Source organism: Desulforhabdus amnigena (assembly GCF_027925305.1).
Taxonomy (GTDB): domain Bacteria; phylum Desulfobacterota; class Syntrophobacteria; order Syntrophobacterales; family Syntrophobacteraceae; genus Desulforhabdus; species Desulforhabdus amnigena.
Genome location: NZ_BSDR01000001.1, coordinates 1,526,696 through 1,548,702 on the forward strand (window position 1 = coordinate 1,526,696; position 22,007 = coordinate 1,548,702).

Consider the following 22,007-nt stretch of genomic DNA (forward strand, 5'->3'; position numbering starts at 1 on the left):
CTATGCTTTGGCATGTTTTGCCGCAGGACTTCGCTTCTTGAGATCTTCATACAGAATCAGCAGAGGACTGGCCACATAAATGGAAGAATAGGTTCCCGTGATGATGCCGATGAGAAGGGCGAAGGAGAAGTCGTGAATGACCGTACCCCCCAGTACGAACAGGCATCCCGCGACGAGGAGCACTGTACCCGAAGTCAGGATGGTCCGGCTCAGGGTCTGGTTGATACTCATATTGATGATATCCTTGAAGTCTTCTTTCCGGCTTTTCCTGTAATTCTCACGAATACGGTCGTAGACGATGATTGTGTCGTTGAGGGAAAAACCCACGAGGGTCAAAATGGCCGCAAGCACTTCCAGGGTAAATTCCTTGTTGGTCAGAGCGAAGACCCCCACGGTAATGAGTACATCATGGATGAGGGAGAGCACCGCTCCCAAGGCATAAGGCAACTTGAGAAACCAGCAGAGGACAAGGGTCACCAGCAAGGCACCCACAATGAGGTAAACGACCCCCACGCCGAGCGCTTCCAGCAGGTAGACCCCCACGATGAGTACGGCCACCATGATTCCGCTGCTGGCCCATTTGAACTCAAATCGTCCGGATATGTAAATGGCAATGAAAAGCAACGCATAGTAGATGGCAAAGAGGGCCTTTTGCCGCAAATCGTGTCCCACCTTGGGCCCTACCATTTCGACACGCATTACAGTCACCTGCCCTTCGCCGTAGGCCTTTTCCAGGGCGGACTGGACCGTTTCGGAAAGACTCTGAACCTCGGAGCTCATCATCCCCGCACGAATGAGGTATTCATTGTCCTTGGCAGCACCGATCTGCTGTACAGTACTTTGAGAAATCAGGTCCTTCAGTGCTGAACGGATCTCATCGGGACTGGTTGTCTTCTTGAACTGAACCTGAATCAAGGTGCCGCCGGAAAAATCCACACCGAGATTGAGGCCCCCTCGATAAATGAGCGCACACAAACCAAGTAAAATCAATATACTGGAAAGCACAAATGCCTTATAGCGATTTCCTACGAAATTCAGATTGATATCGGGTCTGATCCATTCCATTCCGTCTACTCCTTGGTTCTAGAAAGCTAGATGCTCAGCGTACGCATGCGACGTTCACTCAACAAGTAATCGAAGATAATGCGTGTTACGACGATTGCGGTAAACAAGTTTGCGACAAGACCGATGGAGAGGGTAACCGCAAACCCCCGGATAGGGCCGGTCCCGAACTGAAAGAGAACCAAGGCGGCGATCAGGGTCGTGATATTGGCGTCGATAATGGTGACCGTAGCCTTGCTGTACCCGGCGTCAAGGGCCGCCCGGGGTGTTTTGCCCAGTCTCATTTCTTCGCGTATGCGTTCATAGATGAGCACGTTGGCATCGACGGCCATACCGATGGTGAGAGCAATACCTGCAATACCCGGAAGCGTCAGCGTTGCTCCGAATGCGGCAAGTCCGGCGAGAATCAGAATAATATTCATGACGAGGGCCACATCCGCCACGACACCCGACAGCTTGTAATAAATGACCATGAAAAAGATGATGGAAATACCCCCCACCAAGCAGGCAAGCAACCCTTTCTGAATGGAGTCTTTTCCAAGAGCGGGACCCACCGTCCGCTGCTCTAGAATTTTAACGGGCGCGGGCAGCGCGCCGGCTCGCAGCACAATGGCCAGGTCCCGGGCCTCTTCCATGGAAAAGGACCCGGTGATACTGGCGCGTCCCCCGCTGATCTTTTCCTGAATGACGGGAGCGGAGTAAACGACACCGTCCAGTACGATGGCAAGCTGCTTTTTCACATTGGCTTCGGTGACACGTTCGAAGATCCGTCCTCCCTGCTGATCGAAAGTCAGAGAAACGTAAGGCGTATTGTATTGAGTATCGATCTGGACCTGAGCATTGGTGATGTATTCGCCCGTCATGAGGGTGCGGTCTTTCAGGGCGATCTGACTCTGATAGGTCTGCCCGGTCGTCTTGTCTTCACGCTTCATGGTGTAGACTTTTACTCCGGCTGGAATCTTGCCGTCCTTTATATCCTGCGGCGTCACACCTTCCGCCACCAGTTTGAATTCCAACAGCGCCGTTTTACCGATGAGAGCGACCGCACGCTGAGGCTCTTTCACACCGGGAAGCTGGATGAGAATTCGATCTTCCCCTTCAGGGCGAATATCGGGTTCACTCACGCCAAATTGATCGATACGGTTCCGGATCGTTTCCAAACCCTGAGCGACCGCCATCTTTTTGGTACGCTCCACTTCAGTCGGCTTCATGGCCAAAGTCACTTTCATGCCCTCAGCGCCGGTTTCTCCACTTTTCCATTCCAGGGTGGGAAAGTCTTTATCCAGGATATCCTTGAGCTGATTCTGCTGGTCAACACCAGGCAATTGGATTTCAATGTTCAGATCCTTTGCCCTGGTAATCTGAGTGAAGGCAACATGCTGTTCACGGAGAGTCTCTTTGAGGTCTTCAGCGAGACGCTCCAGCGTACTCTCCACCGCCTTATCCGACTCGACCTCCAGCACCAGATGCATACCGCCCTGGAGGTCGAGACCGAGATGGATTTTTTCCGTGGGAAAGATCTTGGTCCACCATGAAGGTAAAGACGAGCTCAAGGTTGGCACCAGATAAACGATCCCTGCGATCAGGATCGCAACTACCATCAGTGTACGCCATTGAAGATTTTTCAAACCGATTCCCCCCAAAAGCTTTTAGAGCCTGACCGAAAAGCCGTTTTTGAAAGCGGCAAACGTCTTCCCTTCATTATAAAATTCTGTCGTGTATTGAATTGATGAAGGCACTTGGTATTCTCAGGCAGACTCTTCTATGAGTCCTGATTCGACAGAAAGGGACACCTCCCTGACAACTGAAATGTGCCCCCCATGTCCTTTGACGATATGCAATGACAGGAATGAAATTTACTCGGCAGTCTCGCCTTTGCCAAGTACTGCCGCAATATAGCCCCGCTGCACCTTCACTCGAACCTTATCGGCGATTTCCAACGTTACGACAGTATCGGTCATGCCCGTAATCGTTCCCTGGAGCCCCCCCTGGGTGAGCACCCGGTCCCCTTTTTGCAAATTGGAGAGCATGTTCCGGTGTTCCTTCTGCTTTTTCTGCTGGGGTCTTATGAGGAGAAAGTAGAAGATCACAACCATTAAAAGCAGAGGGGCAAAAGCGGCCAAACCACCTCCAGCCTGTCCTCCTGCGCCACCTTGCCCTCCAACACCCATCGCGTACGCTATACTAGCCCACTCCATGCGTTCCTCCATGAATAGTTGAACTGAACGAGAACTAAAATTCGGTTTCCAACTCACCCGGCAATCACCCTCAAGGGTGATTTACGCAACCATAGTGAAATATTTCCTTCACTCCCCCATGACCCGATGGGTCATAGCGAAGCATGAAAAGGTAGATCTTGTTTCATTCCCAACATGAAAGCATCGGGTAGGAAAACCCAAGCTACCATTTCATATAAAAAGAAAGGCTCATATAAACGACATTTTATGAGTTTTGTCAACGGGCCAAAATCATTAAATCCCTTTTGCCGCGCTTCGGTTGCCGATACATTTGAAATAGCAGACAGTTAAATCGTGGGCTTAAAAAAAACACTTCAGCCTCCTCGTTTCCGGTCGACTTGCACAAAGTGGAGGAGGAGCATATAAACGATGTCATCAAAATACAAGATGACCCGGGAGATTTCAAAAAACACAGAAGGAGCAAGTGTGATCGACCTTGATTTTTTAGAAAATCTGGCCCGCAAGGCCGGCGAATCCATCATGCAAGTCTATGAGACGGACTTCAGTGTGCAGCAGAAGGAGGACAAATCCCCTCTCACTCTGGCAGACTTACGTTCCCATGAGGTGATCGTTTCAGGCCTTCAGTCCCACTACCCCGATATTCCCGTTCTTTCGGAAGAAGGCAGAGCGATCCCCTATAGTACACGAAGAAAATGGGCCCGGTTCTGGTGCGTGGATCCTCTGGACGGGACCAAGGAATTCGTCAAACGGGACGGAGAATTCACCGTCAATATCGCTTTGATAGAGGGAACGACCCCCGTGTTGGGAATCATATACATTCCCGTCGCTCAATGTCTTTACATGGGGAAGATGGGAAGCGGCTGCTGGGAAACCACAAAAGGGGAACGCAGGAAGCTGCATGTCCAACGCCCCCGCACGAACGCGCCGGTACGGGTACTCATGAGCCGCCACCATCCATCACCTCACCTGGACGAAATCCTCGATGCCCTGCCCGCTTATGAACCCATCAAGCGTGGAAGCGCCCTCAAGTTCTGTGCGCTGGCAAAGGGGGAAGCCGATTTCTATCCGCGCACCGGACCTACCTCGGAATGGGATACCGCAGCAGGGCATGCGATTGTCGCCGCAGCGGGGGGAGTGATGGTGAATCTCCAGGGAAAACCCTTCACATACAACAAGGAAAGCCTGACCAACGGCCCTTTTCTTGCCGCCCCCAGCCTGGAATGGCTCCAGGAAACAGGCGTTCTTCAAAGGGCGTCATCCATGAAACTCGACGAATCGTCATAACTCTTTTTCCAGTCGGGCAGGGCCCTGGAGACGGTCAGCGCATGAATTTCAGCGGCTCCACTCTCTTTGAGAACCTTGGCACATTCATTGAGAGTGGTGCCCGTGGTGAAAACATCGTCGATCATCAAGACGATTCGTCCCCTTATTTCCGAGGACAGGGAAACTTGAAAAGCCCCTTTGACATTCTCCAGCCTTTGGCTGCGGTTCAACCGAGTCTGAGGTGCCGTCCAAAATCTGCGGACCAGAACGTCGAAACGGACAGGCACACCAAGACGTCGGGCCATCACGCCGGCAATGAGCGCTGCCTGATTGAACCCTCGCTCACGTACCCGTTTGACATGCAGGGGAACCGGCACGATGATCTGAGCTCGAGGCGCCTGTTCCCGTTCGATGGTCCTGAGCAGAAGCTCGGCAAGTGCGGGAACCCAGTGCAGATGCCCTCCGAATTTCAGTTCATGGATGTGTTCCCGAACGATCCCCGCGTGTTGAACCGCCGAGCGGGCATAGTCGAAGGAAAAAGTGGACAGAAGGCAATCCCCGCAGAGGTGATCGGGAGAGGAAGGGCTTTTGGGAAAAGGCCGGCCGCATTGCGGGCAGATGGGGGACGAGATCCAGGGGATTTTTTCCAGGCAGGATTCACACCAGAATCCCTCATGATGTAGAAGCCACTTTCTCCCGCACCCGGCACAAGGAATTGGAAAGCAAAGATCCAGAAAGGACCTTCCCAGCCCTTTGAGGTGTCTCAACGCCTTTTCGAAGCTCCATTTTGGACGGAGTACCGACGATTTCAGTTCCACCGGCGGTGCCATCAAATCCTCCACATGAAAGGAGGATTTGATGGGATTCCCGATTTAGAGGAGGTTTCTGAAAGCATGACGAAATCATTCGCCCAGGTGGCTGATGATCGCCTGGCCAAATTCAGAACATTTAACCTCCCTAGCCCCTTCCATCTGCCGCGCCAGGTCATAAGTCACGACTCTGGATTGAATCGTTTTTTCCAGGGCTTTTTCAATCAAATGAGCGGCTTCCACCCAGCCGAGGTGCTCCAGCATCATGACTCCCGACAGAATCAGGGAGCCCGGATTCACCTTGTCCATTCCCGCATACTTGGGAGCCGTTCCGTGGGTCGCCTCAAAAATGGCGCATCCATCCCCGATATTTGCTCCAGGCGCCATCCCGAGGCCGCCCACTTGCGCCGCGAGCGCATCCGACAGGTAATCGCCGTTCAAATTTGGGGTGGCCAGCACCTGGTATTCTTCAGGTCTCAGCAAGGCCTGCTGGAACATGGAATCGGCGATGCGGTCCTTGATGACCACACGACCGCTGGGGTTCTTCCCATCATATTTTTCCCACAATTCCGACTCCGTCACCGTCTCTGAAGCAAATTCCGCCGCAGCCAGTTCATACCCCCAGTTCCTGAAGGCCCCTTCGGTATACTTCATGATATTTCCCTTGTGCACCAGAGTGACGGAATTCAGCTTCCGGTCGAGAGCATAGCGGATGGCCCGCCGTACCAACCGGTGAGTTCCGAAACGGCTCATGGGCTTGATTCCGATGCCCGGGTTCTTGGGAAGTTTGACCCCAAATTCCTTCTCCAGGATCGCACTCAGTCGTTCCGCTTCCTCAGACCCGGCCGGCCATTCAATCCCCGCATAGACATCTTCGGTGTTTTCACGAAACACGACCATATTGACTTTCTGAGGATCCTTCATCGGGGAGGGCACGCCCGAAAAGTATCGCACGGGACGGACACAGGCATAGAGATCCAGCACCTGCCTCAGGGTCACATTGAGACTTCGAATGCCTTCACCCACCGGTGTCGTCAAAGGCCCCTTTATGGCTATCACGCATTGGCGGATAGCCTCAAAGGTCCTTTCCGGAAGCCATTCCCCCGTTTCCCGTTTGGCTTTTTCGCCCGCAAGGAGCTCGTACCAGTGAATTTTTCTTTTACCACCGTAGGCTTTTGTGACGGCTGCGTCCATGACGGCTTGAGAAGCGGCCCAAATGTCCGGTCCTACGCCATCGCCCTCGATGAACCCGATATTTGGATCTGAAGGCACGTTCAGACTCAAATCCTTTTCCACCGTTATCCATGTTCCCGTCGCTCTTTGATCTACCATGGCATTCACATCCTTTCTGTATCACTCAAAGGCCAAAAGGCACCACTCCCCATCGGTCCTGGACCGAGTGAGTTTCATGCCCGCCTGTTCATAGGCCGCTTGAACATCCGCTTTTTGTTCAACCAAAATGCCGCTCAATACCAATCGCCCGGAAGGCTCCACCCGCCGTACCATGGCGGAAGCCATTTCAATCAAGGGAATGGATTGGATGTTGGAAATGACAACACTGTATCGTTCTTTGACGTCTGCGACCGTAGTCACCTCAAGTTGAATCTTATGAGACAGATGGTTCAACTCGAGGTTTTCGGCAGCCACTTCAATGGCCTCAGGGTCATTGTCGATCCCCAACACCGGCTCAAATCCCAGAAGAGCGGAAGCCATAGCGAGAATCCCCGACCCCGTCCCCACATCCAGGAGCGATTTCCTTTCCATGTTTTTGAATTCATGAACGCTTTCTTCAAGCCACTCCAGGCAGAGCCGGGTCGTTTCGTGGTGTCCCGTCCCAAAAGCCCGTCCCGGGTCTATCAGGATCACCCGATCGCCGGCGGCTGCATGCGGCTGCTCCCATGTGGGGCAGATGAGAAAATGTTTTCCCACTCGAAGCGGTTTGAAATGCTCCTTCCACCGGTCCGCCCAATCGTCGTCAAGCAGCAACGAAGTACGATATGTCGGCAGCATAGGCAGGGAATGGGACTCCTTTACAATCTTCAACAGGCTCCGAAGCTTCTCCTCACTCGCCTTCTGAAAGTCTTCCCCCGCCAGATAAAAACGCACTCCCTTTTCTATCAATTCCACACTCACGCCAAAGGCTTCAACCAGTTCCGCGGCCAGATCATCCAAAACATCCATCCCACAAAAAATTTCAATACAAATCCACTTTTTTTCCATCACCGTCCTTCATCGTAACGATTGAACCCGCATCCCCTGATAACACCAATGGGTTATTCCAAAACAAGGTCGATCTTGAGGCAAGCAAAGAATCAGGGGGATTCAAAGGGATGCCCGCTCAACCACCGCTCCATTCGATCGAAAGCTTCATGGATCTCCGCTTCATTGCCTCCAAACGAAATGCGAATGAGATTTTCACCCGTAGGACCGAAGGCGGCCCCCGGAATGGTAATCACGCGGGCATCGTGCAGCAGTCGCAGAGCAAAGGTCATGGAGTCCACTCCGGGTATCTTGTAACGCATCATGAGGTAATAGGCCCCTCGGGGTTTGATGTAATCGAAATAATCTTCCAGCCGATCGAGCCGTTCACAAACCATATCCCGCCGGCCCTGGAGCGCGGTCCGTATCTCGGACACACATTCCTGAGGGCCTTCAAGAGCTGCCAGGGCGGCAAATTGTGAAAGGGTCGGCGCGCAGATGGCCATGGCATCATGGACTTTCATGATCTGGTCCAGAAGCCCTTCCGAACAGTAAACATACCCCACACGCCAACCCGTCATGGCGTATTTCTTGGAAAAACTGTAGGTGGCGATCAACCGGTCCCGAAGCTCGGGCAGGGATGTCACACTGAAATGAGATTCATTGTCGTAGACCAGAAAATCATAGGTTTCATCCGATATGACGAAAAAGTCGTGTTCCACCGCAAGCTCTGCCACCTTACGAAGGTCTTCCTCCGGGAAATTGGCTCCCGTGGGATTGTGAGGATTACAGAGCACAATGGCTTTCGTTCTTGGAGTGATCGCACGACGAATGCCTTCCACGTCCAACCGCCAGCTGGATTCATCAAGAGGAACGAAAACCGGCACACCTTCAGCCAATAAAACCTGCTCGATATGCGACGCATAGTTGGGCGAGGGAAGAATCACTTCGTCCCCACGTTCGACGACCGTCAGAATGGCAGCGGACAGGGCTTCCATGGCTCCGACAGTGATGCAGATTTCCCTCTCCGGGTCGGCCTCGATACCGCATTGTACTCTCAGATGCCGAGCCACAGCCTCCCTCAGCTCCGGTAACCCGGGCCCCAGGGTGTACTTGCCCGATTGAGGGTTTTCTTTCATGGTCCGGCAGACAGCTTCTACAATATGGGGCGGCGTGGGGAAAGAAGGAATGCCCTGTCCCAGGGAAACGCACCCGCCCACCTTGGCGGCGATGAGAGGCATTTCCTTGATGGCCGATATATTGATCTGACTGACTCTGTGACTGATGCCGCGTGTCCGGTATGTCTTTCCGGAAGCCACCAATGCAGAACGTAGAAACGTCATGCAAACTCCTTTGGATTCAGTAATGACAGGATTCACGAATCGATGGATCAATGGTTGTAACATGGTGCGCTCGGCACAGTACCTGCGCGACCGCCGGACAGTATAGATCTTCGGCAGCCGGAGCACAACCGGTCAAAGGCTGTGAGAGATATTTCCCGTACAGAGGAAATTACGAGGGTATGTTTTTAAACCGATCGAGGCCGGGTTTCGTCCAGGGATGGATGCTTCTTCAGCAATGTTTCAAAGGTAACCGTTCACTGCCCTTGCACATCCGCAGATTATGCGGATGCCCCAGAAAGGGAAAAAGCCAATTTTTAAACTTTTCTTATTCTCTGCATCCTCCGCACCTTCTGCGGTGAACGCTTTACTCACCCCCTACTCCAATTTCACGGCCGTCCCATAGGCAAAAGCTTCAACGCACCCCACTCCTTTGCCTGCATTGCGGCCAATTGTCGATGTTTCGATGCGTACGTTGATGATGACGGTTGCCCCTGTTGCCGCCTCTTTCATTCGCAGCATAGCCTCTCTGCGGGCACGATCGATGAGACTCTCATAAGAACGGACTGTTCCTCCGAATATGTTGCGAAGCCCGGCGAGTATTCTTTTGAAGTAATCCACGGAAATCACGGCACTACCGCAAACCAGTTCAGCAGCCTGCACCCGCCTTGATGGATCATCCACATGTTTCATAGTCACCGCCGGCAGGTAAAGAAGCATCATTTCCCTTTCGTTGATGGAACGGTAATGTCGCTTCTCAATCTGGCTCCCGACAAAATAACCCAGCGCAACCAGAGACAAAAAGATTATAAGATCGAACATGATCGGACTCCTCTCATTCCACGAATACAGCAGTCCCGTAGGCGTACAACTCGGCAGCACCCTGAGCTACGGAAGAAGTGGAAAACCGGACGTTCACGACGGCGTTCGCCCCCAGTTGAGCGGCCTGTTCGATCATCCGTTCCAGAGCTTGTTGGCGGGATTCGTTCAACAACTTTGTATATCCCTTGAGCTCCCCACCCACCAGATTTTTCAGGCTTGCCATTATGTCTTTCCCCAGGTGCTTTGCTCGAATCGTGCTGCCCGAAACCAGCCCAAAGTGTTCCACAATGGTCTTGCCGGGAACGGTTTCGATATTCGTCACTATGATCTTACGGCCATTGGACGCATCCAGGGATCTGTTCGATTTGAAAGCCGTCCCCTCCATAGCCTTGAGTGGCTCCGCCTCTTCCATCTGCAAGTCGGAGTTCTGTTCCAGCCCGGTAAAGTCTTCAAGGGGATCGAGCGTGCAAACGGCCCCTGCTGCTGCGAAAACCTTCTTGAATTTTTCAGCCGTCGCCGCATTGGCCCTCTTTTTGATCACTATCCGCTCACCGGAAAAAAGTCTTTCAATACCTTTGGCATCCAGTTTGAGCGCATTCATCAGAATCCCACGAACCTGCTCGGCATCCATTCCAGGTAATGTTTTTCCCTCAAAGATCACATTATAATGCGTCGCCATAGTGAACCCCTTCCAAATAGCTGTCAGCAAAAAGCAAAACCCGTCAGGACCTCACCCTTGAAAGACCGGTAGACTCCCCCTCTTCAGGAGGTATACCAAGCCAGGAGGGCGCCGGGCAGTGAGAGGGAAAACAGCCGGTTTTTGAATTTTCCTTCCTCCCGTGCTCTCCGTGCCCTCTCCGATGAAAGGCTGCGATCCTCACCACGCTTCAAAATCGGCTTTTTGCAAAGCAAACTTTACACTTAATTGCAGCGATGAAATTGGGTGACCTATCGGTGAATCACTGGGAAATCCTGACAAAAGGAATCCTTCATGGAAGGATGGGGAAGGTGGAAAAGGGTAGGAATTTATTTCAGAAAATCTTTCCGGGATTCAAAATCATTGCGGGATCGAAGACTTTCTTGATTTCTCTTTGGATTCGAATACTTTCCTTGGAAAGTTCCATGTGCAGAAAACGATTCTTCGCCATGCCGATGCCATGTTCCCCGGAAATCGTCCCCCCCATGGCGAGCACTCTTTGCAGAATATCGGCGATCCCCTCCTCCACTCTCCTGGCAATATCCCGACTTTCGCCGGTAATGTTCAAATGAATATTGCCGTCCCCCGCATGGCCGAAAGAATAAATTTTCATGCCGTAAAGCTCTTCAAAACGGGGCAATCCCTCGACAAATTCGGCGATGCGCCCCATGGGAACCACAATGTCTTCCGGAATGTAGAGTGGAAAATGATGTTCGATCCGCAAAGAGACCTCTTTTCGGACAGCCCACATTTGCGCCCTTTTGTGAGAATCGGGTGCGAGGAGCACATTGACGGCTTCAAATTCGAGACAGATTTCACCGATGATTTCGATTTCTCTCTGAATGACCTCGGGTACCCCGTCGACTTCAACGAGGAGAAAAGCACCGGACTCCTGAACGCCGTCAAAAGGCATGTAGTCACCTACGAGTTCCAGGCAACGCCGGTCCATGAATTCCATGGCACAGGGAATGTGCCCCCGGCCAAGAATGGCGGTAACCGCACGCATGGCCTCGGCAAGACGAGGAAAAAGCGCCACCAGGGTCATGATTGCCGGTGGATTGGGAATCAGCTTCAGGGTGAGTTCGGTGATCACACACAACGTTCCTTCCGACCCCACCAGAAGATGTGCCAGATCGTAGCCCACCACCCCTTTGCGAGTCTGCACTCCCGCCTTGATTTTCTCCCCGGAAGGCAGTACCGCTTCCAGTCCCAGCACATAGTCCCGGGTGGTCCCGTATTTAACACAGGAAGGGCCGGCCGCATTGGTGGCGGCGTTTCCACCGAGAGAACAGGTATCCAGGCTTGCGGGATCGGGTGGATAATAAAGCCCCACATTCTGTGCCGCCCTCTTCAAATCCATATTGATCACACCCGGCTGTACCACGGCGATCAAATTCTCCCTGTCGATGGAGAGGATACGGTTCATTCTGGCAAGAGAGAGCACCACTCCACCCCAAAAAGGCAGAGCACCTCCCGTGAGTCCCGTGCCGGCGCCTCTCGGAACGACCGGAAAACGATATTCATTGGCCAACCGCAAAAGAGCCTGCACCTGATCCGCAGAGACCGCTTCCACGACAAGATCGGGGGTACAGCGAAACTCCGAGGCGTCCTGCGAAAAGCTCTCCAGTTTACGGGGATCGGTAATACAGGCATCTTTCCCCACTGCATCCATGATGCGGGCGGCTATTTCAGGTGTCAAAGGCAGATAAGGGTTGTCGATGGTCTTCAAAATCAATTCCTGTGATGTTCAAAACCGGGAAGACTCAGGTGGCCTTCCAGCCGGTGCAGCAACCAGCTCGCCAAGGAAACGAGGGCGAGATAGAAGGCTCCCACCGTCAGAAAAACTTCGGTGTACTTGAAGTAATGGGAAGCAAGGATCTTTGCCTCGCCGGTCATTTCGATACAGGTCACCATATAGGCCAAAGAGGAATACTTGATGAGATAAATGATTTCGTTCCCGCACCCGGGAAGGGCCCTACGAAGCGCCTGAGGCAAAATGATGGACTTCAGCATCTTCCACTTTGTAAAGCCGAGCGCCTGCGCTGCAAGCAGCTGGCCTCTCTTGATGGAAAGCAATGCCCCCCGAACATACTCGGATTGATAGGCGCCGCTGCACAGAGAAAAGCCAACCACTGAAGCGACAAAGGGCGAAAGATAGATTCCCACGTGCGGAAGACCGAAATACCAGAAGAAAAGCTGAACGACCAAAGGGGTCCCGCGGAAGAGAGCCACATAGGCATTGGCCAGTGTTTTGAAAAGGCGATTCCCATAGACTCGCGTCGCACCGGCCCAAACGCCGATGCAAACCCCAAAGAAAGCCGAGGGAAGGATCAGCGCAATGCTGACCTTGAGCCCTCTCAGCAGGGATGGCAAAACTTCGGATTGAAGAAACTGCAGTTCTTCCATGTGTATCTAACCGGCCTCTCCATAGAGTTCATTGATTTTTGAACAAAATTCTTTGGTCCTGGCGCATTCGGCAGAAAAGAGAATCTTTGATGGAGGCCCCTGTTCCACGATGAGGCCATCTTCCATGAAGATGATCTCAGTGGCCAGAGCGCTGGAAAACCCGATCTGATGGGTGGCCATGATCATGGTCATGCCGTTCGCCACCAGATCCCTGATCACCGAGAGCACTTCCCCGATCAACTCGGGGTCGAGAGCGGAGGTCGGTTCATCGAGAAGCATCACCTTGGGGTCCATGGCAAGAGCCCGTGCAATGGAAACGCGCTGCTTCTGCCCACCTGAAAGCTGAGCGGGGTAATGATCGATGTGTCCTCCGAGGCCGACTCTTTCCAATTCCGCGACAGCCCGTTCCCGGGCCGATTTTTTGTCCATCCCCTTCACGCGCACCAGGGCGATCTGCACGTTCTGCAGCGCCGTGAGATGATCGAAGAGATTGAAGTCCTGAAAAATCATCCCCACCTGCTGCCTGTAGGCGTAAAGTTCGCGCTTCCGGTGCCGGTTCACCTTTCTCCCTTCCAGCCAAATTTCGCCTTCCTCAGGCATGACGAGGAAATTGATGCACTGCAGGAGGGTGCTTTTTCCTCCCCCGGAAGGTCCGATGAGGACCTTGAGTTCTCCCTTGGAGATGGAAAGGGAAATCCCCTTCAGAATTTCCCGGTGACCGAAAGTTTTTCTTATATTTTCAAGTCGCAGAATGGGTTCGTTTTCCATTGTTTCATTGAAATCCTTTATGTGAAATCGTCTTCAGGAGACTTCGTTGAGCGCTGCAATGCCGGGAATTGCTCCTGCAAGACAATCGAATCCTTCAAAATAAGAATTTATCCTCGACTTTGTCCCGTCGGGTCAGGAGGATCAATGCGAATAGCCATGGATTCTTGTTTTGCTTTCCAAAAACCGAAGTCCCTTCGTCCCTGCATAAGTCAATATGAGATAGATCATTCCCGCGGCAATGTAGAGAGGAAGGTGCTGATACGTTCTGGTAGCCACAAAATGGGTGCGGGCCATGATTTCGGCGACTCCCAGAGCATAAGCGACCGCTGAATCCTTCAGAACAATGGAATATTCGTTGGACCATGCCGGAATGGAAAGGCGTAAAGCCTGCGGCAAAATAATGAACAGGACCGCCTGGGTATCACTCATGCCGAGGGCCTGCGCAGCCTTCAACTGGCCTGCCGGCATGGAAGCAATGGCTCCGCGAAAAATTTGAGACTGATATGCTGCACTGATCAGTCCGAGAACGATGACCGCAACGGTAAAGGCGGAAAGATTGATATTCAGGAGTGAGCAAAAACCAAAATAAAAAAGAAACAGAAGGACGAGAAGGGGCACTCCGCGGAAAAACCAGACATAGATCCTGACTCCGGCTTTCACCAGGAAAGAGCCGTAAACATGCCCTACGGCGAGCGGCACTCCCAGGGCAAGGCCGAACAGCATGGCTCCCACCACGATGCCTACGGTCACAAATGAGCCTTGCAACATATAGGGCAAGGCATGGATAACGGCGCTCAGTCCTTCAGACATGCTAACGAGGCTTTCCTTCGAGTTTGCCGGCGGGACGAATTACTTCCCTGAAGTCAAAAAAACCGGCAAGTTTCAGGAAAATCCCTGATTCTTGCCGGGATCAAATCTTCGGTACGATGATTTAAAAACAGCAATGACGGCTACTTCTTCAATTCATATTTTACCTGCAGGCTTTCCCACTCGGGAGAAGCCATGATCTTTTTCAGCCCCTCATTGAGGGTATTCAGCAGTTCGGTATCTTCCTTGCGCACGGCATATCCGAATTCCTCCTCCGGCATGCCGAAACCGCCGAGGATCTTCACAGGTTTCTTCTTGACAGCATCCTGCGCCGGAGCATCGTCCATGGCGGCGGCAACGATACGGCCGTTGATCACGTCTTCAATGGCAAGAGGAGCAGAATCATAATAGACCAGCTCAAATTTCTTTCCCTGACCCTTGATCAGGTTTTCTTCAATCCACTTGGCTTCCGTAGTCCCTCGCTGAACGCCGATCTTTTTTCCTTCACTCATGGCGGTTTCAGGTGTCAGATCGGAATCCGCCTTGGCGACCAGCACCTGAGAGATCTTCCAATAAGGAAGAGTGAAATTGACTTCTTTCTTGCGCGCTTCGGTGATGCTCATGCCGGAGGCGATCATATCGATCTTCTTGGCTTTGAGACTTGGAATGATCCCGTCCCAGTCCATGGGCTGATGCTTGACTTTGAATCCCATGTCCTTGGCGATCCAATTGATGACAGCCACATCGAACCCGTCAGGATTTCCCTCTTTGTCCACGAATGCAAACGGGGGAAAATTCGCGTCGATCCCATTGATGTAGGTTTTTTCCTCAGCCAGGCAAGACATCACATTCACAGCCATAAGCAATGAAAAAATCAGTGTAAAAACCGCAAAAAATTTCTTTGTCTTCACTTCCCTCTCCTTTCGTTGAGTTGAAAGAACCAAAGCCCCCTCCCGCCTTCACCCGACTGGAACCTGACAGCAGGATCATTTTGCACGGTCAAGATTCCGAAAAGACGATCGAATCGAGATCGCGAGAAAAATAACAAATGGTTAGAATGGGATCAAGAAGAAATCTGCCGCGAAGGGAAGGCTGTAAGGGGGAAGAATCCTTGGAATCATTGGATGGCCATGAGATAAAGGCTGCAAAGTGCTCTCATCTCATGGCCTTCGGTTTAAATCATAAGGGCAGTATCTGCGGTCAGTCCCTATACGATGCGATATTTGCAAAGTCGTTGCGTTCACAATCGGCTAGAAGGACCGAAACGCCGTGCACTTGACCTCCACCTTTGCGCCTTTCGGCAGTCCTCGCACTTCCACCACTGCGCGGGCGGGTTTGTGGTTCGAAAAATATTCTTCGTAGATGGTGTTGAATACCGAAAACTGACCCATATCCGTCACAAAAACATCAACGGCCGCCACGTCGGACAATCCGTATCCCGCCGCCTTGAGTATATTCTGCATATTATTCAAGGCCTGTCTTGCCTGGTCGGCAAAGTCCTCGCTCACCAGTTCCACGCTTCCGGGCTTCAACGCTATCTGTCCACTCACGAAAAGCCAACCGCCCGCTTTAATCCCCTGAGAATAAGGCCCGATGGCAGCTGGAGCCTGATCCGTTTGAATGACTTCGCAACTCATTGGATAAAATCCTCCCACATACGAAAAATCCTTTTCCACCCTCACGTCAACTCGGCAATCATTCGACCGTCCCCGCACCCTCAGGGCCTTTTGAAATGATACTCATAAAGATTACGATTCAGCCTCAAAGTTCTTGATGAACTGTCCGATCTGAACTCCCAGATAAACGCACTCTATTCCATCGAGGCAATCCTCTGCATCCTTTTTTTCAAGGTGAGTGGTCAATTCATGCCGGCCTTTGGACAACTTCACAATCCAGGCATCTTTCCGGTCATCAAAGTCGAGCGAGAGATCCAGACCATGTTTGTCAATCTCTGAATACATCTCCCGCAATTTTCCATCCAATGTTTTTTTATCGACGCTCATGAAATTCTCCTTTTTCTACAGTGAACTCATGCAAGTGTCCAAAACTCATGTCCTCTTTTACACTCACATACGATAATCAGCATCTTGTGAAATACCAGAGGTAAAAGTAACGCCATTCCATTTCTTCAGCGGTTGTTGGAAGAAATCTTTATTGCCATGAATTCCTCAAGATTCTATTATGCGGTCGTTCCGACCCTGATCATTTGTATCCGCTCCTTGCGGATGTCTTTTTATGCTGAGCTTTTTTACTCATCCGAAAGAAGCGGATTTGAATTCTTCGGCATCATACAAAATTCTCATGTATTCGCACGATACCTACGGTCTGGGCCATATCAGAAGATGCCTGGCCATAGCCCGCAGCCTGAGTAAAACTCCGGCCAACATTCTTCTTCTGACGGGCTCCCCCCTGGCAGGCCGATTCAAGATCCCCGGGCACATCGATTTTGTCCGCATCCCCGGAATGATCAAAGTCACCAACGAGCAATATCTTCCTCTTTCCATGAAGCTGGACGCCGCGGAAGTCCTGGAGATTCGAAAAAGCATTATTCTCGCCACGGCCAAGGCTTTCCGACCGGATTTCTTCATCGTGGACAAAGCGCCGCTGGGCTTGAAACGGGAAGTGGTGGATACTCTGCGCTGGCTCAAAACCGATTTTCCATCCTGCAGGTCCATCCTGGGCCTCAGAGATATTATGGACAGCGCCGAATCCACCATAGAAGACTGGAAGAGCAAAGACATCTACGAAGCCATGGACCAGCTCTACGATGAAATATGGGTCTATGGCTGCAGAAATTTTTACGATCCCATCCAAGAATATGCCATTCCGCCCCATGTGGCCGAAAAAATTTATTTTACGGGCTATATCCCCAGGCACGTTCCATGCCGGGAGGACATTCAGATCACACGCAGGTCACTGGGCATATCCGACAATGAGAAACTCATCATCGTCACGACCGGCGGCGGCGGCGACGGTCAACCGGTCGTAAACACATTTCTCAAAGCCTTCGATTCCGCTCATGGCGGAATTCCGGAACGCACTCGAGTCGTCATCGTGACGGGTCCATTCATTTCCCCCAAGGATTACAAGGAAGTGGTGAAGCGATGTGAATCACTCGGGTTTATCACCCTCAAGTTCTACCGTTTCATGGAACGGCTGATCGGTGCCGCTCAGGTAGTGGTCAGCATGGGCGGATACAACACGGTGTGCGAAATTGCGAGTCAAAGAAAACCTTTTCTCATCGTTCCAAGGACCGTTCCACGTGAAGAACAGCTCATCCGTGCCCAGGTTTTGTGCACCAAAGGTTTTTGCGACTATCTGCACCCCGCGGAATTGACCCCCGCAGCTCTTCGTCAAAGGGTCCTGGCTCTTCTGCACAATGGTTCCTCGTGCCGGGAGAAGATGGGACACTTCCCCTTCACGGCTCTTGAAGTCATTCGCAAGCGCATTCTTCAGCACAAGGGAGGTCGGCAGGTTTGAAAACGGACGTGAAACCCCTGGGGATGATCCTCAAAGGTTATCCCCGCATCTCCGAGACTTTCATCAGCAGGGAAATCCTCCTCCTGGAATCCCTGGGCATCCCCATAAAAATATTCTCCCTGAGGCAACCAAGGGAAACTTTTTCACACGATCATGTCAGGGAAATCAAAGCCCCGGTGAGTTATATGCCGGAATACGTGTTTCCTCACTGGAAAACGCTCCTGAAAAGCAATGGAATGGCATGGATGCGGCTGGGAAAGCACTACACACGATGTTTGGGCAGTGCAATCCTGAGAGCCTTCGAGAGGCGCAAGCCTGCGACCCTGCGCCACTTCCTGCAGGCTGGGCATCTTGCGGCCACGCAACTTCTGGATTCCTCCGTGGCGCATCTTCATGCCCACTTCTGCCACACTCCGACATCCGTGGCTCTCTTTGCGTCGGAACTCACAGGACTGCCCTTCAGTTTCACGGCTCACGCCAAAGACATCTACACTTCGGAACCCGAACAACTCGCCAGAAAAATTCAGAAAGCCAAGTTCGTCGTCACCTGCACACAGTACAATGCCCGTTATTTGAAAGGGCTGATGAACGGAACCGAAACTCCCATTCATACCATTTATCATGGGATCGACCTGGAATTTTTCGAGTTTTCCTCCCGCACACGCCCCGCTCCCCCCTACCGGATTCTTTCCGTCGGACGGCTGGTCGCAAAAAAAGGCTACGATGACCTGCTCAAGGCACTGAAAATCCTCGAAGAGGAAGGGCTCGATTTCCAGTTTGTGCACATCGGCAGCGGAGATATCGAACCCAACATCCGGAAGACCATTCGGGAGCTGGGATTGAGCCACAGGGTACAGCTCCTGGGAACACTCCCCCACGACCTTGTGCTCGCTCATTACAAAAAAGCTCATCTTTTCGCCCTTGCGTGCAAAGTGGCCGAAAACGGAGACCGCGACGGAATACCCAATGTGCTGGTGGAAGCCATGGCTGTCGGTCTTCCCGTGGTCACGACCCGGGTCTCGGCCATCCCCGAACTGGTGGAAAACGGGGTCACCGGCACCCTGGTGGAATCCAACAATCCGAAGGCCATGGCTGAAGCCATTCGACGGAACCTGCTTCATCCCGAGAAGTGTGACGCTCTCATTCCCCGGGCGAGGGAGCGGGTGGAAGAGCTCTTCGACAACCGCCGCTGCGTGATGCAGCTCCATTCTCTTTTCAAGGAAGCCCTCGGCGACGCGTGAAGATAGCTTTCTACTGCCCCAACAAACCCCTCGCCCACCCCCATCCCTCGGGAGATCTCATCATCGCCCAGGGAATCTCAAGGGAATTGAACCGCGCAGGACACACCTGTAAAGAAATAGCGGCATTCCGGTCCCGATGGTTCTGGAAAACTTCACGGGGGTGGAGAGAAGCCCTCATCGCCCTGCGGGCGGCTTACAGGGCGGCACATGACTTTCACCCTCATATCTGGCTCACCTACCATTCCTACTACAAATCCCCCGACGTGCTCGGCCCGGCCATAAGCCGCCTTATGGGTATCCCCTATGTCCTCTTTCAACCCATGTATGCCACCAAATGGCGGAAGGACCCTGAAACCCGCATCGGTTTTTATCTGAACCGGCTGGCCATCAAGGCATCCCACCACGCATTCACCAACAATTTAAACGACCTGGAAGCCCTGGGAAGAATTCTTCCACCCCGAAGAATCACCCACCTTCCTCCGGGTATTTTCCCCGAGGATTTCCAGCATGACGACGAGGCTGGGAAAGCTGTCCGATTGCATTACGGCATTTCCCCGGATACTCCTCTGATTTTGACTGCGGCCCGTTTCAGGAACGACGTCAAGTTTGAAAGTCTGGTCTACCTTTTCAAATCCCTGGCCTTACTCGGAAGATTTCGAAAGGATTTTGTCTGCCTGGTGGCGGGCGACGGCCCCATGGAGGAAGCGCTTCGGAGGATGGCGGACGCACTGCTGCCCGGTCGAGTGATTTTTGCGGGGAGGATTCCCCGCCATGAGTTGTTCCGATTCTATTCTGCGGCGGATCTTTTTGTCTTCCCGGGTATCGGAGAATCCCTGGGGATGGTTTTCCTGGAAGCCCAGGCCTGCGCCTTGCCCGTCGTCGCTCTGAAGACGGGAGGAATTGCCCAGGTGGTGAAGCAGAACCGGACGGGCATCCTCGTTCCCGAAGACGGAGGCGAAGCAATGGCCCGGACCATCGATCAACTGCTGCGGGACCCGGAACATCTGAAGGCCCTCGCAGCTAACGGTCCACGTTTTATCCGGAATGAACGCAATCTCAGGTGGAACTATCTTGAACTTGCCCGGCAACTGGAAAAAATCAGAACAATAGCCCTATAAGAAAAACACTCCCAGCCTCGATGTATCGAAGGACAGGCAGACAGTCCAGGCATCAGAAATCGACTTGAAAACGGGACTCAAAAATATTCACATCGGCATCATCGATGCCGAGATCCTCCCGGTCTTCGATTTGAGCCAACACATAGTTGAACATGACGCGCATGTTCGGATTCGGATACCAGTTGAGGCCAAAGGTGTAGTTTTGTTCCCTACCCCCCGTAATTCCAGCATCGTTCAAATCCAACCGGGAATACCGGACTCCCAGTTCCCAAGCGCCCCATCCTCCTTTGACCGGATTGAAATTCTGCCTGGGCTTGACGCGGTCGAATGCTCCACTGGAGGTCTTGTACGGACGATGCTCCCCGGTAAGGAAGTAACTCGCGAAAACGTAAAATCCATAGAAATCGGTATAATCATCCGCCTCGCTATCCACCAGCGCCTGAAAATATTCCCCCTGCAGAGAAAATGGCCCATATACCATGGCAAATTCCGGATTGAAGAGATCTACGCCGTCTGTGGCAATACTTCCGGTATCGGCCAGCCTTGCATCAGTGAGGTGAGCCTCGGGCCGCGCCGAGAATCGAACCGTCGTCTCGTCGCTGTCCCTGAATTTGTGACTGTACGAGAGGCCGAGATGAACCAGTTCTCTTCCATCCTCACAATACCAGGGAAGGCCGGTAATGCGTGCAGTGGCCTGATAGTCCGAAAAGTCCGCAAAAGAATCACCGAAATCATCCGTTTCATAAAAGGCTCCCATAGCCCAAGTCATGAGACCGTTCAGTTCCTGATTGGAAAGGGTTAACCCCGTATTACGGCCGGGTGAAAAGGCGTTGGGGAGCCCACGTTCCATAAAGGTGATGAATTTGCTGCTGGTCAGTTCCTCGAGAGAAAAAGGCTCCTTCTGGTGTCCCACTCTGATGCGGCCGACATAGGGGATATTTTTCATGCCCAGCCAGACATCGGTAAAATCCACATCCCCTTCCGCAAATTCGAATTCCGATTTAAATTCATAATTTTCGTAGATGGTTCCCTCCACAAAAAGCCGGGCCCTGCGGAATTCAACACCATGCCCATCGATATCGTCGTCGGAAAAGGCAGCATCTACCTCTTCGTCGGGGTCAAAGGCCGCCCAATCGGTCTGGATTACTCCACCGGCCTTGATTTCGGTCTTCCTGTCCTCGCTTTCGAACCGGATTCCTTCCTTCCAATAAACACGGAAATCATTCGGCTTACTCTCTTCTTTACCGGCCTCCTTCACCAGTTCCTTGTATTGTTCCTCGCTAATCTGCCCATTTGCCCTCAAAATTTCGATGATTTTCTCCGCGACACTCTTTTCGTCGGCCAATGCCAGCCCCGCCCACAGGATCCATAATGTGAACATTATGAACGATACAGCGAATCTCGGTGCCCTCCACCTTTGCGGCAGTCCTTCGGAACTCTCCATCATCTCTTCTCCTCCTCATCCATTGTTATCATTGAAGAAACTCGACGCCCAACAAATCGGTACGTCTCACACCATGCCGCAGGCAATCTCCCCGGCACGCTGAAAAAACCGATTTTCCTGTGTGAATCGAACACGTTTAGGCTGACTTACAAAAAATGAGAGGCTGTTTTTTTATACTCTAATCCGGGTAATACCGGGAGTAGAGGCATTTCTTGCGCAGGAACCTGCCAATACCTTTCCCAGGACATCGCAATGTCCAACTTTTATCCATTCACAGTGTATATTTCAATTGTTTTCATCACCCCACTTCGTGCCCGAAGTACAAGGGGGGACATTTTGCCTCAAATGCAGTC

21 protein-coding genes are annotated in these 22,007 nt (G+C 52.2%); 4 read left to right on the forward strand and 17 right to left on the reverse strand.

From position 1 onward, the window contains the following. The 3 genes from secF to yajC form a co-directional block, all read right to left on the reverse strand. A complete protein-coding gene (gene secF, locus QMG16_RS06550; RefSeq protein WP_281793149.1) occupies positions 1–1,065 on the reverse strand; it encodes a protein translocase subunit SecF in 1,065 nt (354 codons plus the stop codon). 26 nt (positions 1,066–1,091) lie between these two features. Continuing rightward, positions 1,092–2,690: a protein translocase subunit SecD gene (gene secD / locus QMG16_RS06555; protein WP_281793151.1), complete on the reverse strand. Its 1,599-nt coding sequence runs from the start codon at positions 2,688–2,690 to the stop codon at positions 1,092–1,094. A gap of 228 nt (positions 2,691–2,918) precedes the next feature. Then, positions 2,919–3,260, reverse strand: a complete 342-nt coding sequence (gene yajC / locus QMG16_RS06560) for a preprotein translocase subunit YajC (RefSeq protein ID WP_281793153.1) — start codon at positions 3,258–3,260, stop codon at positions 2,919–2,921. Between the two features lie 465 nt (positions 3,261–3,725). Here yajC and cysQ point away from each other — a divergent pair, with 465 nt between their 5' ends. Beyond that, complete coding sequence (gene cysQ, locus QMG16_RS06565; RefSeq protein WP_281793154.1) at positions 3,726–4,544, forward strand: 3'(2'),5'-bisphosphate nucleotidase CysQ; 819 nt, start codon at positions 3,726–3,728, stop codon at positions 4,542–4,544. On the opposite strand, the gene QMG16_RS06570 is transcribed toward cysQ, so the two are convergent. The 13 genes from QMG16_RS06570 to QMG16_RS06630 form a co-directional block, all read right to left on the reverse strand. Then, a complete protein-coding gene (locus tag QMG16_RS06570; protein ID WP_281793155.1) occupies positions 4,505–5,353 on the reverse strand; it encodes a ComF family protein in 849 nt (282 codons plus the stop codon). The genes cysQ and QMG16_RS06570 overlap by 40 nt on opposite strands. Before the next feature lie 72 nt (positions 5,354–5,425). After that, positions 5,426–6,664 (reverse strand): isocitrate dehydrogenase (NADP(+)), encoded by a 1,239-nt coding sequence (gene icd / locus QMG16_RS06575; RefSeq protein ID WP_281793156.1) that lies wholly within the window; start codon positions 6,662–6,664, stop codon positions 5,426–5,428. Positions 6,665–6,685: 21 nt separating this feature from the next. Then, positions 6,686–7,552 carry a 50S ribosomal protein L11 methyltransferase gene (gene prmA, locus QMG16_RS06580; RefSeq protein WP_281793158.1) on the reverse strand — a complete coding sequence of 289 codons (867 nt, stop codon included), beginning with the start codon at positions 7,550–7,552 and terminating at the stop codon, positions 6,686–6,688. A gap of 92 nt (positions 7,553–7,644) precedes the next feature. Continuing rightward, the gene (locus QMG16_RS06585) at positions 7,645–8,874 is read right to left on the reverse strand and encodes a pyridoxal phosphate-dependent aminotransferase (protein WP_281793159.1); all 1,230 of its coding nucleotides are present in this window, start codon (positions 8,872–8,874) and stop codon (positions 7,645–7,647) included. A gap of 375 nt (positions 8,875–9,249) precedes the next feature. Further along, positions 9,250–9,693 carry a YbjQ family protein gene (locus tag QMG16_RS06590; RefSeq protein ID WP_281793161.1) on the reverse strand — a complete coding sequence of 148 codons (444 nt, stop codon included), beginning with the start codon at positions 9,691–9,693 and terminating at the stop codon, positions 9,250–9,252. Positions 9,694–9,706: 13 nt separating this feature from the next. Next, the gene (locus tag QMG16_RS19545) at positions 9,707–10,021 is read right to left on the reverse strand and encodes a YbjQ family protein (RefSeq protein ID WP_373878717.1); all 315 of its coding nucleotides are present in this window, start codon (positions 10,019–10,021) and stop codon (positions 9,707–9,709) included. Between the two features lie 703 nt (positions 10,022–10,724). Then, positions 10,725–12,062: an FAD-binding oxidoreductase gene (locus QMG16_RS06600; protein ID WP_373878718.1), complete on the reverse strand. Its 1,338-nt coding sequence runs from the start codon at positions 12,060–12,062 to the stop codon at positions 10,725–10,727. A 59-nt stretch (positions 12,063–12,121) separates the two neighbouring features. Further along, on the reverse strand, positions 12,122–12,796 hold the full coding sequence (locus tag QMG16_RS06605) for an amino acid ABC transporter permease (RefSeq protein WP_281793167.1): 675 nt from the start codon (positions 12,794–12,796) through the stop codon (positions 12,122–12,124). Positions 12,797–12,802: 6 nt separating this feature from the next. Continuing rightward, positions 12,803–13,564 carry an amino acid ABC transporter ATP-binding protein gene (locus QMG16_RS06610; RefSeq protein WP_281793168.1) on the reverse strand — a complete coding sequence of 254 codons (762 nt, stop codon included), beginning with the start codon at positions 13,562–13,564 and terminating at the stop codon, positions 12,803–12,805. 141 nt (positions 13,565–13,705) lie between these two features. Further along, a complete protein-coding gene (locus tag QMG16_RS06615; protein ID WP_281793170.1) occupies positions 13,706–14,374 on the reverse strand; it encodes an amino acid ABC transporter permease in 669 nt (222 codons plus the stop codon). 140 nt (positions 14,375–14,514) lie between these two features. Further along, entirely contained in the window at positions 14,515–15,231 is a 717-nt protein-coding gene (locus QMG16_RS06620) for an ABC transporter substrate-binding protein (RefSeq protein ID WP_373878719.1), read from the reverse strand. A 390-nt stretch (positions 15,232–15,621) separates the two neighbouring features. Then, positions 15,622–16,008 (reverse strand): Rid family detoxifying hydrolase, encoded by a 387-nt coding sequence (locus QMG16_RS06625; protein WP_281793174.1) that lies wholly within the window; start codon positions 16,006–16,008, stop codon positions 15,622–15,624. 111 nt (positions 16,009–16,119) lie between these two features. Next, positions 16,120–16,374: a hypothetical protein gene (locus QMG16_RS06630; RefSeq protein ID WP_281793176.1), complete on the reverse strand. Its 255-nt coding sequence runs from the start codon at positions 16,372–16,374 to the stop codon at positions 16,120–16,122. A 232-nt stretch (positions 16,375–16,606) separates the two neighbouring features. On the opposite strand from QMG16_RS06630, the gene QMG16_RS06635 reads away from it, so the two are divergent. The 3 genes from QMG16_RS06635 to QMG16_RS06645 are packed head-to-tail and all read left to right on the forward strand — an operon-like array spanning position 16,607 to position 20,210. Continuing rightward, positions 16,607–17,851, forward strand: coding sequence for a glycosyltransferase family protein (locus tag QMG16_RS06635; RefSeq protein WP_281793178.1), 1,245 nt, complete (start codon positions 16,607–16,609; stop codon positions 17,849–17,851). Further along, entirely contained in the window at positions 17,848–19,092 is a 1,245-nt protein-coding gene (locus tag QMG16_RS06640; RefSeq protein ID WP_281793180.1) for a glycosyltransferase family 4 protein, read from the forward strand. The genes QMG16_RS06635 and QMG16_RS06640 overlap by 4 nt, the downstream gene beginning before the upstream one ends. Then, a complete protein-coding gene (locus QMG16_RS06645) occupies positions 19,089–20,210 on the forward strand; it encodes a glycosyltransferase family 4 protein (RefSeq protein ID WP_281793182.1) in 1,122 nt (373 codons plus the stop codon). The genes QMG16_RS06640 and QMG16_RS06645 overlap by 4 nt, the downstream gene beginning before the upstream one ends. Before the next feature lie 52 nt (positions 20,211–20,262). On the opposite strand, the gene QMG16_RS06650 is transcribed toward QMG16_RS06645, so the two are convergent. Further along, positions 20,263–21,657 (reverse strand): OprO/OprP family phosphate-selective porin, encoded by a 1,395-nt coding sequence (locus QMG16_RS06650; RefSeq protein ID WP_281793184.1) that lies wholly within the window; start codon positions 21,655–21,657, stop codon positions 20,263–20,265. Positions 21,658–22,007 lie beyond the last annotated feature (350 nt).

Excerpts from the sequence above, each read along its gene's own strand:
- secF (WP_281793149.1), bottom strand. The coding sequence starts at position 1,065 with ATGGAATGGATCAGACCCGATATCAATCTGAATTTCGTAGGAAATCGC.
- yajC (WP_281793153.1), bottom strand. The coding sequence starts at position 3,260 with ATGGAGTGGGCTAGTATAGCGTACGCGATGGGTGTTGGAGGGCAAGGT.
- QMG16_RS06570 (WP_281793155.1), bottom strand. The coding sequence starts at position 5,353 with ATGGCACCGCCGGTGGAACTGAAATCGTCGGTACTCCGTCCAAAATGG.
- icd (WP_281793156.1), bottom strand. The coding sequence starts at position 6,664 with ATGGTAGATCAAAGAGCGACGGGAACATGGATAACGGTGGAAAAGGAT.
- prmA (WP_281793158.1), bottom strand. The coding sequence starts at position 7,552 with ATGGAAAAAAAGTGGATTTGTATTGAAATTTTTTGTGGGATGGATGTT.
- QMG16_RS06585 (WP_281793159.1), bottom strand. The coding sequence starts at position 8,874 with ATGACGTTTCTACGTTCTGCATTGGTGGCTTCCGGAAAGACATACCGG.
- QMG16_RS06590 (WP_281793161.1), bottom strand. The coding sequence starts at position 9,693 with ATGTTCGATCTTATAATCTTTTTGTCTCTGGTTGCGCTGGGTTATTTT.
- QMG16_RS06600 (WP_373878718.1), bottom strand. The coding sequence starts at position 12,062 with ATGGATGCAGTGGGGAAAGATGCCTGTATTACCGATCCCCGTAAACTG.
- QMG16_RS06605 (WP_281793167.1), bottom strand. The coding sequence starts at position 12,796 with ATGGAAGAACTGCAGTTTCTTCAATCCGAAGTTTTGCCATCCCTGCTG.
- QMG16_RS06610 (WP_281793168.1), bottom strand. The coding sequence starts at position 13,564 with ATGGAAAACGAACCCATTCTGCGACTTGAAAATATAAGAAAAACTTTC.
- QMG16_RS06615 (WP_281793170.1), bottom strand. The coding sequence starts at position 14,374 with ATGTCTGAAGGACTGAGCGCCGTTATCCATGCCTTGCCCTATATGTTG.
- QMG16_RS06620 (WP_373878719.1), bottom strand. The coding sequence starts at position 15,231 with ATGGCTGTGAATGTGATGTCTTGCCTGGCTGAGGAAAAAACCTACATC.
- QMG16_RS06625 (WP_281793174.1), bottom strand. The coding sequence starts at position 16,008 with ATGAGTTGCGAAGTCATTCAAACGGATCAGGCTCCAGCTGCCATCGGG.
- QMG16_RS06630 (WP_281793176.1), bottom strand. The coding sequence starts at position 16,374 with ATGAGCGTCGATAAAAAAACATTGGATGGAAAATTGCGGGAGATGTAT.
- QMG16_RS06635 (WP_281793178.1), top strand. The coding sequence starts at position 16,607 with ATGCTGAGCTTTTTTACTCATCCGAAAGAAGCGGATTTGAATTCTTCG.
- QMG16_RS06650 (WP_281793184.1), bottom strand. The coding sequence starts at position 21,657 with ATGATGGAGAGTTCCGAAGGACTGCCGCAAAGGTGGAGGGCACCGAGA.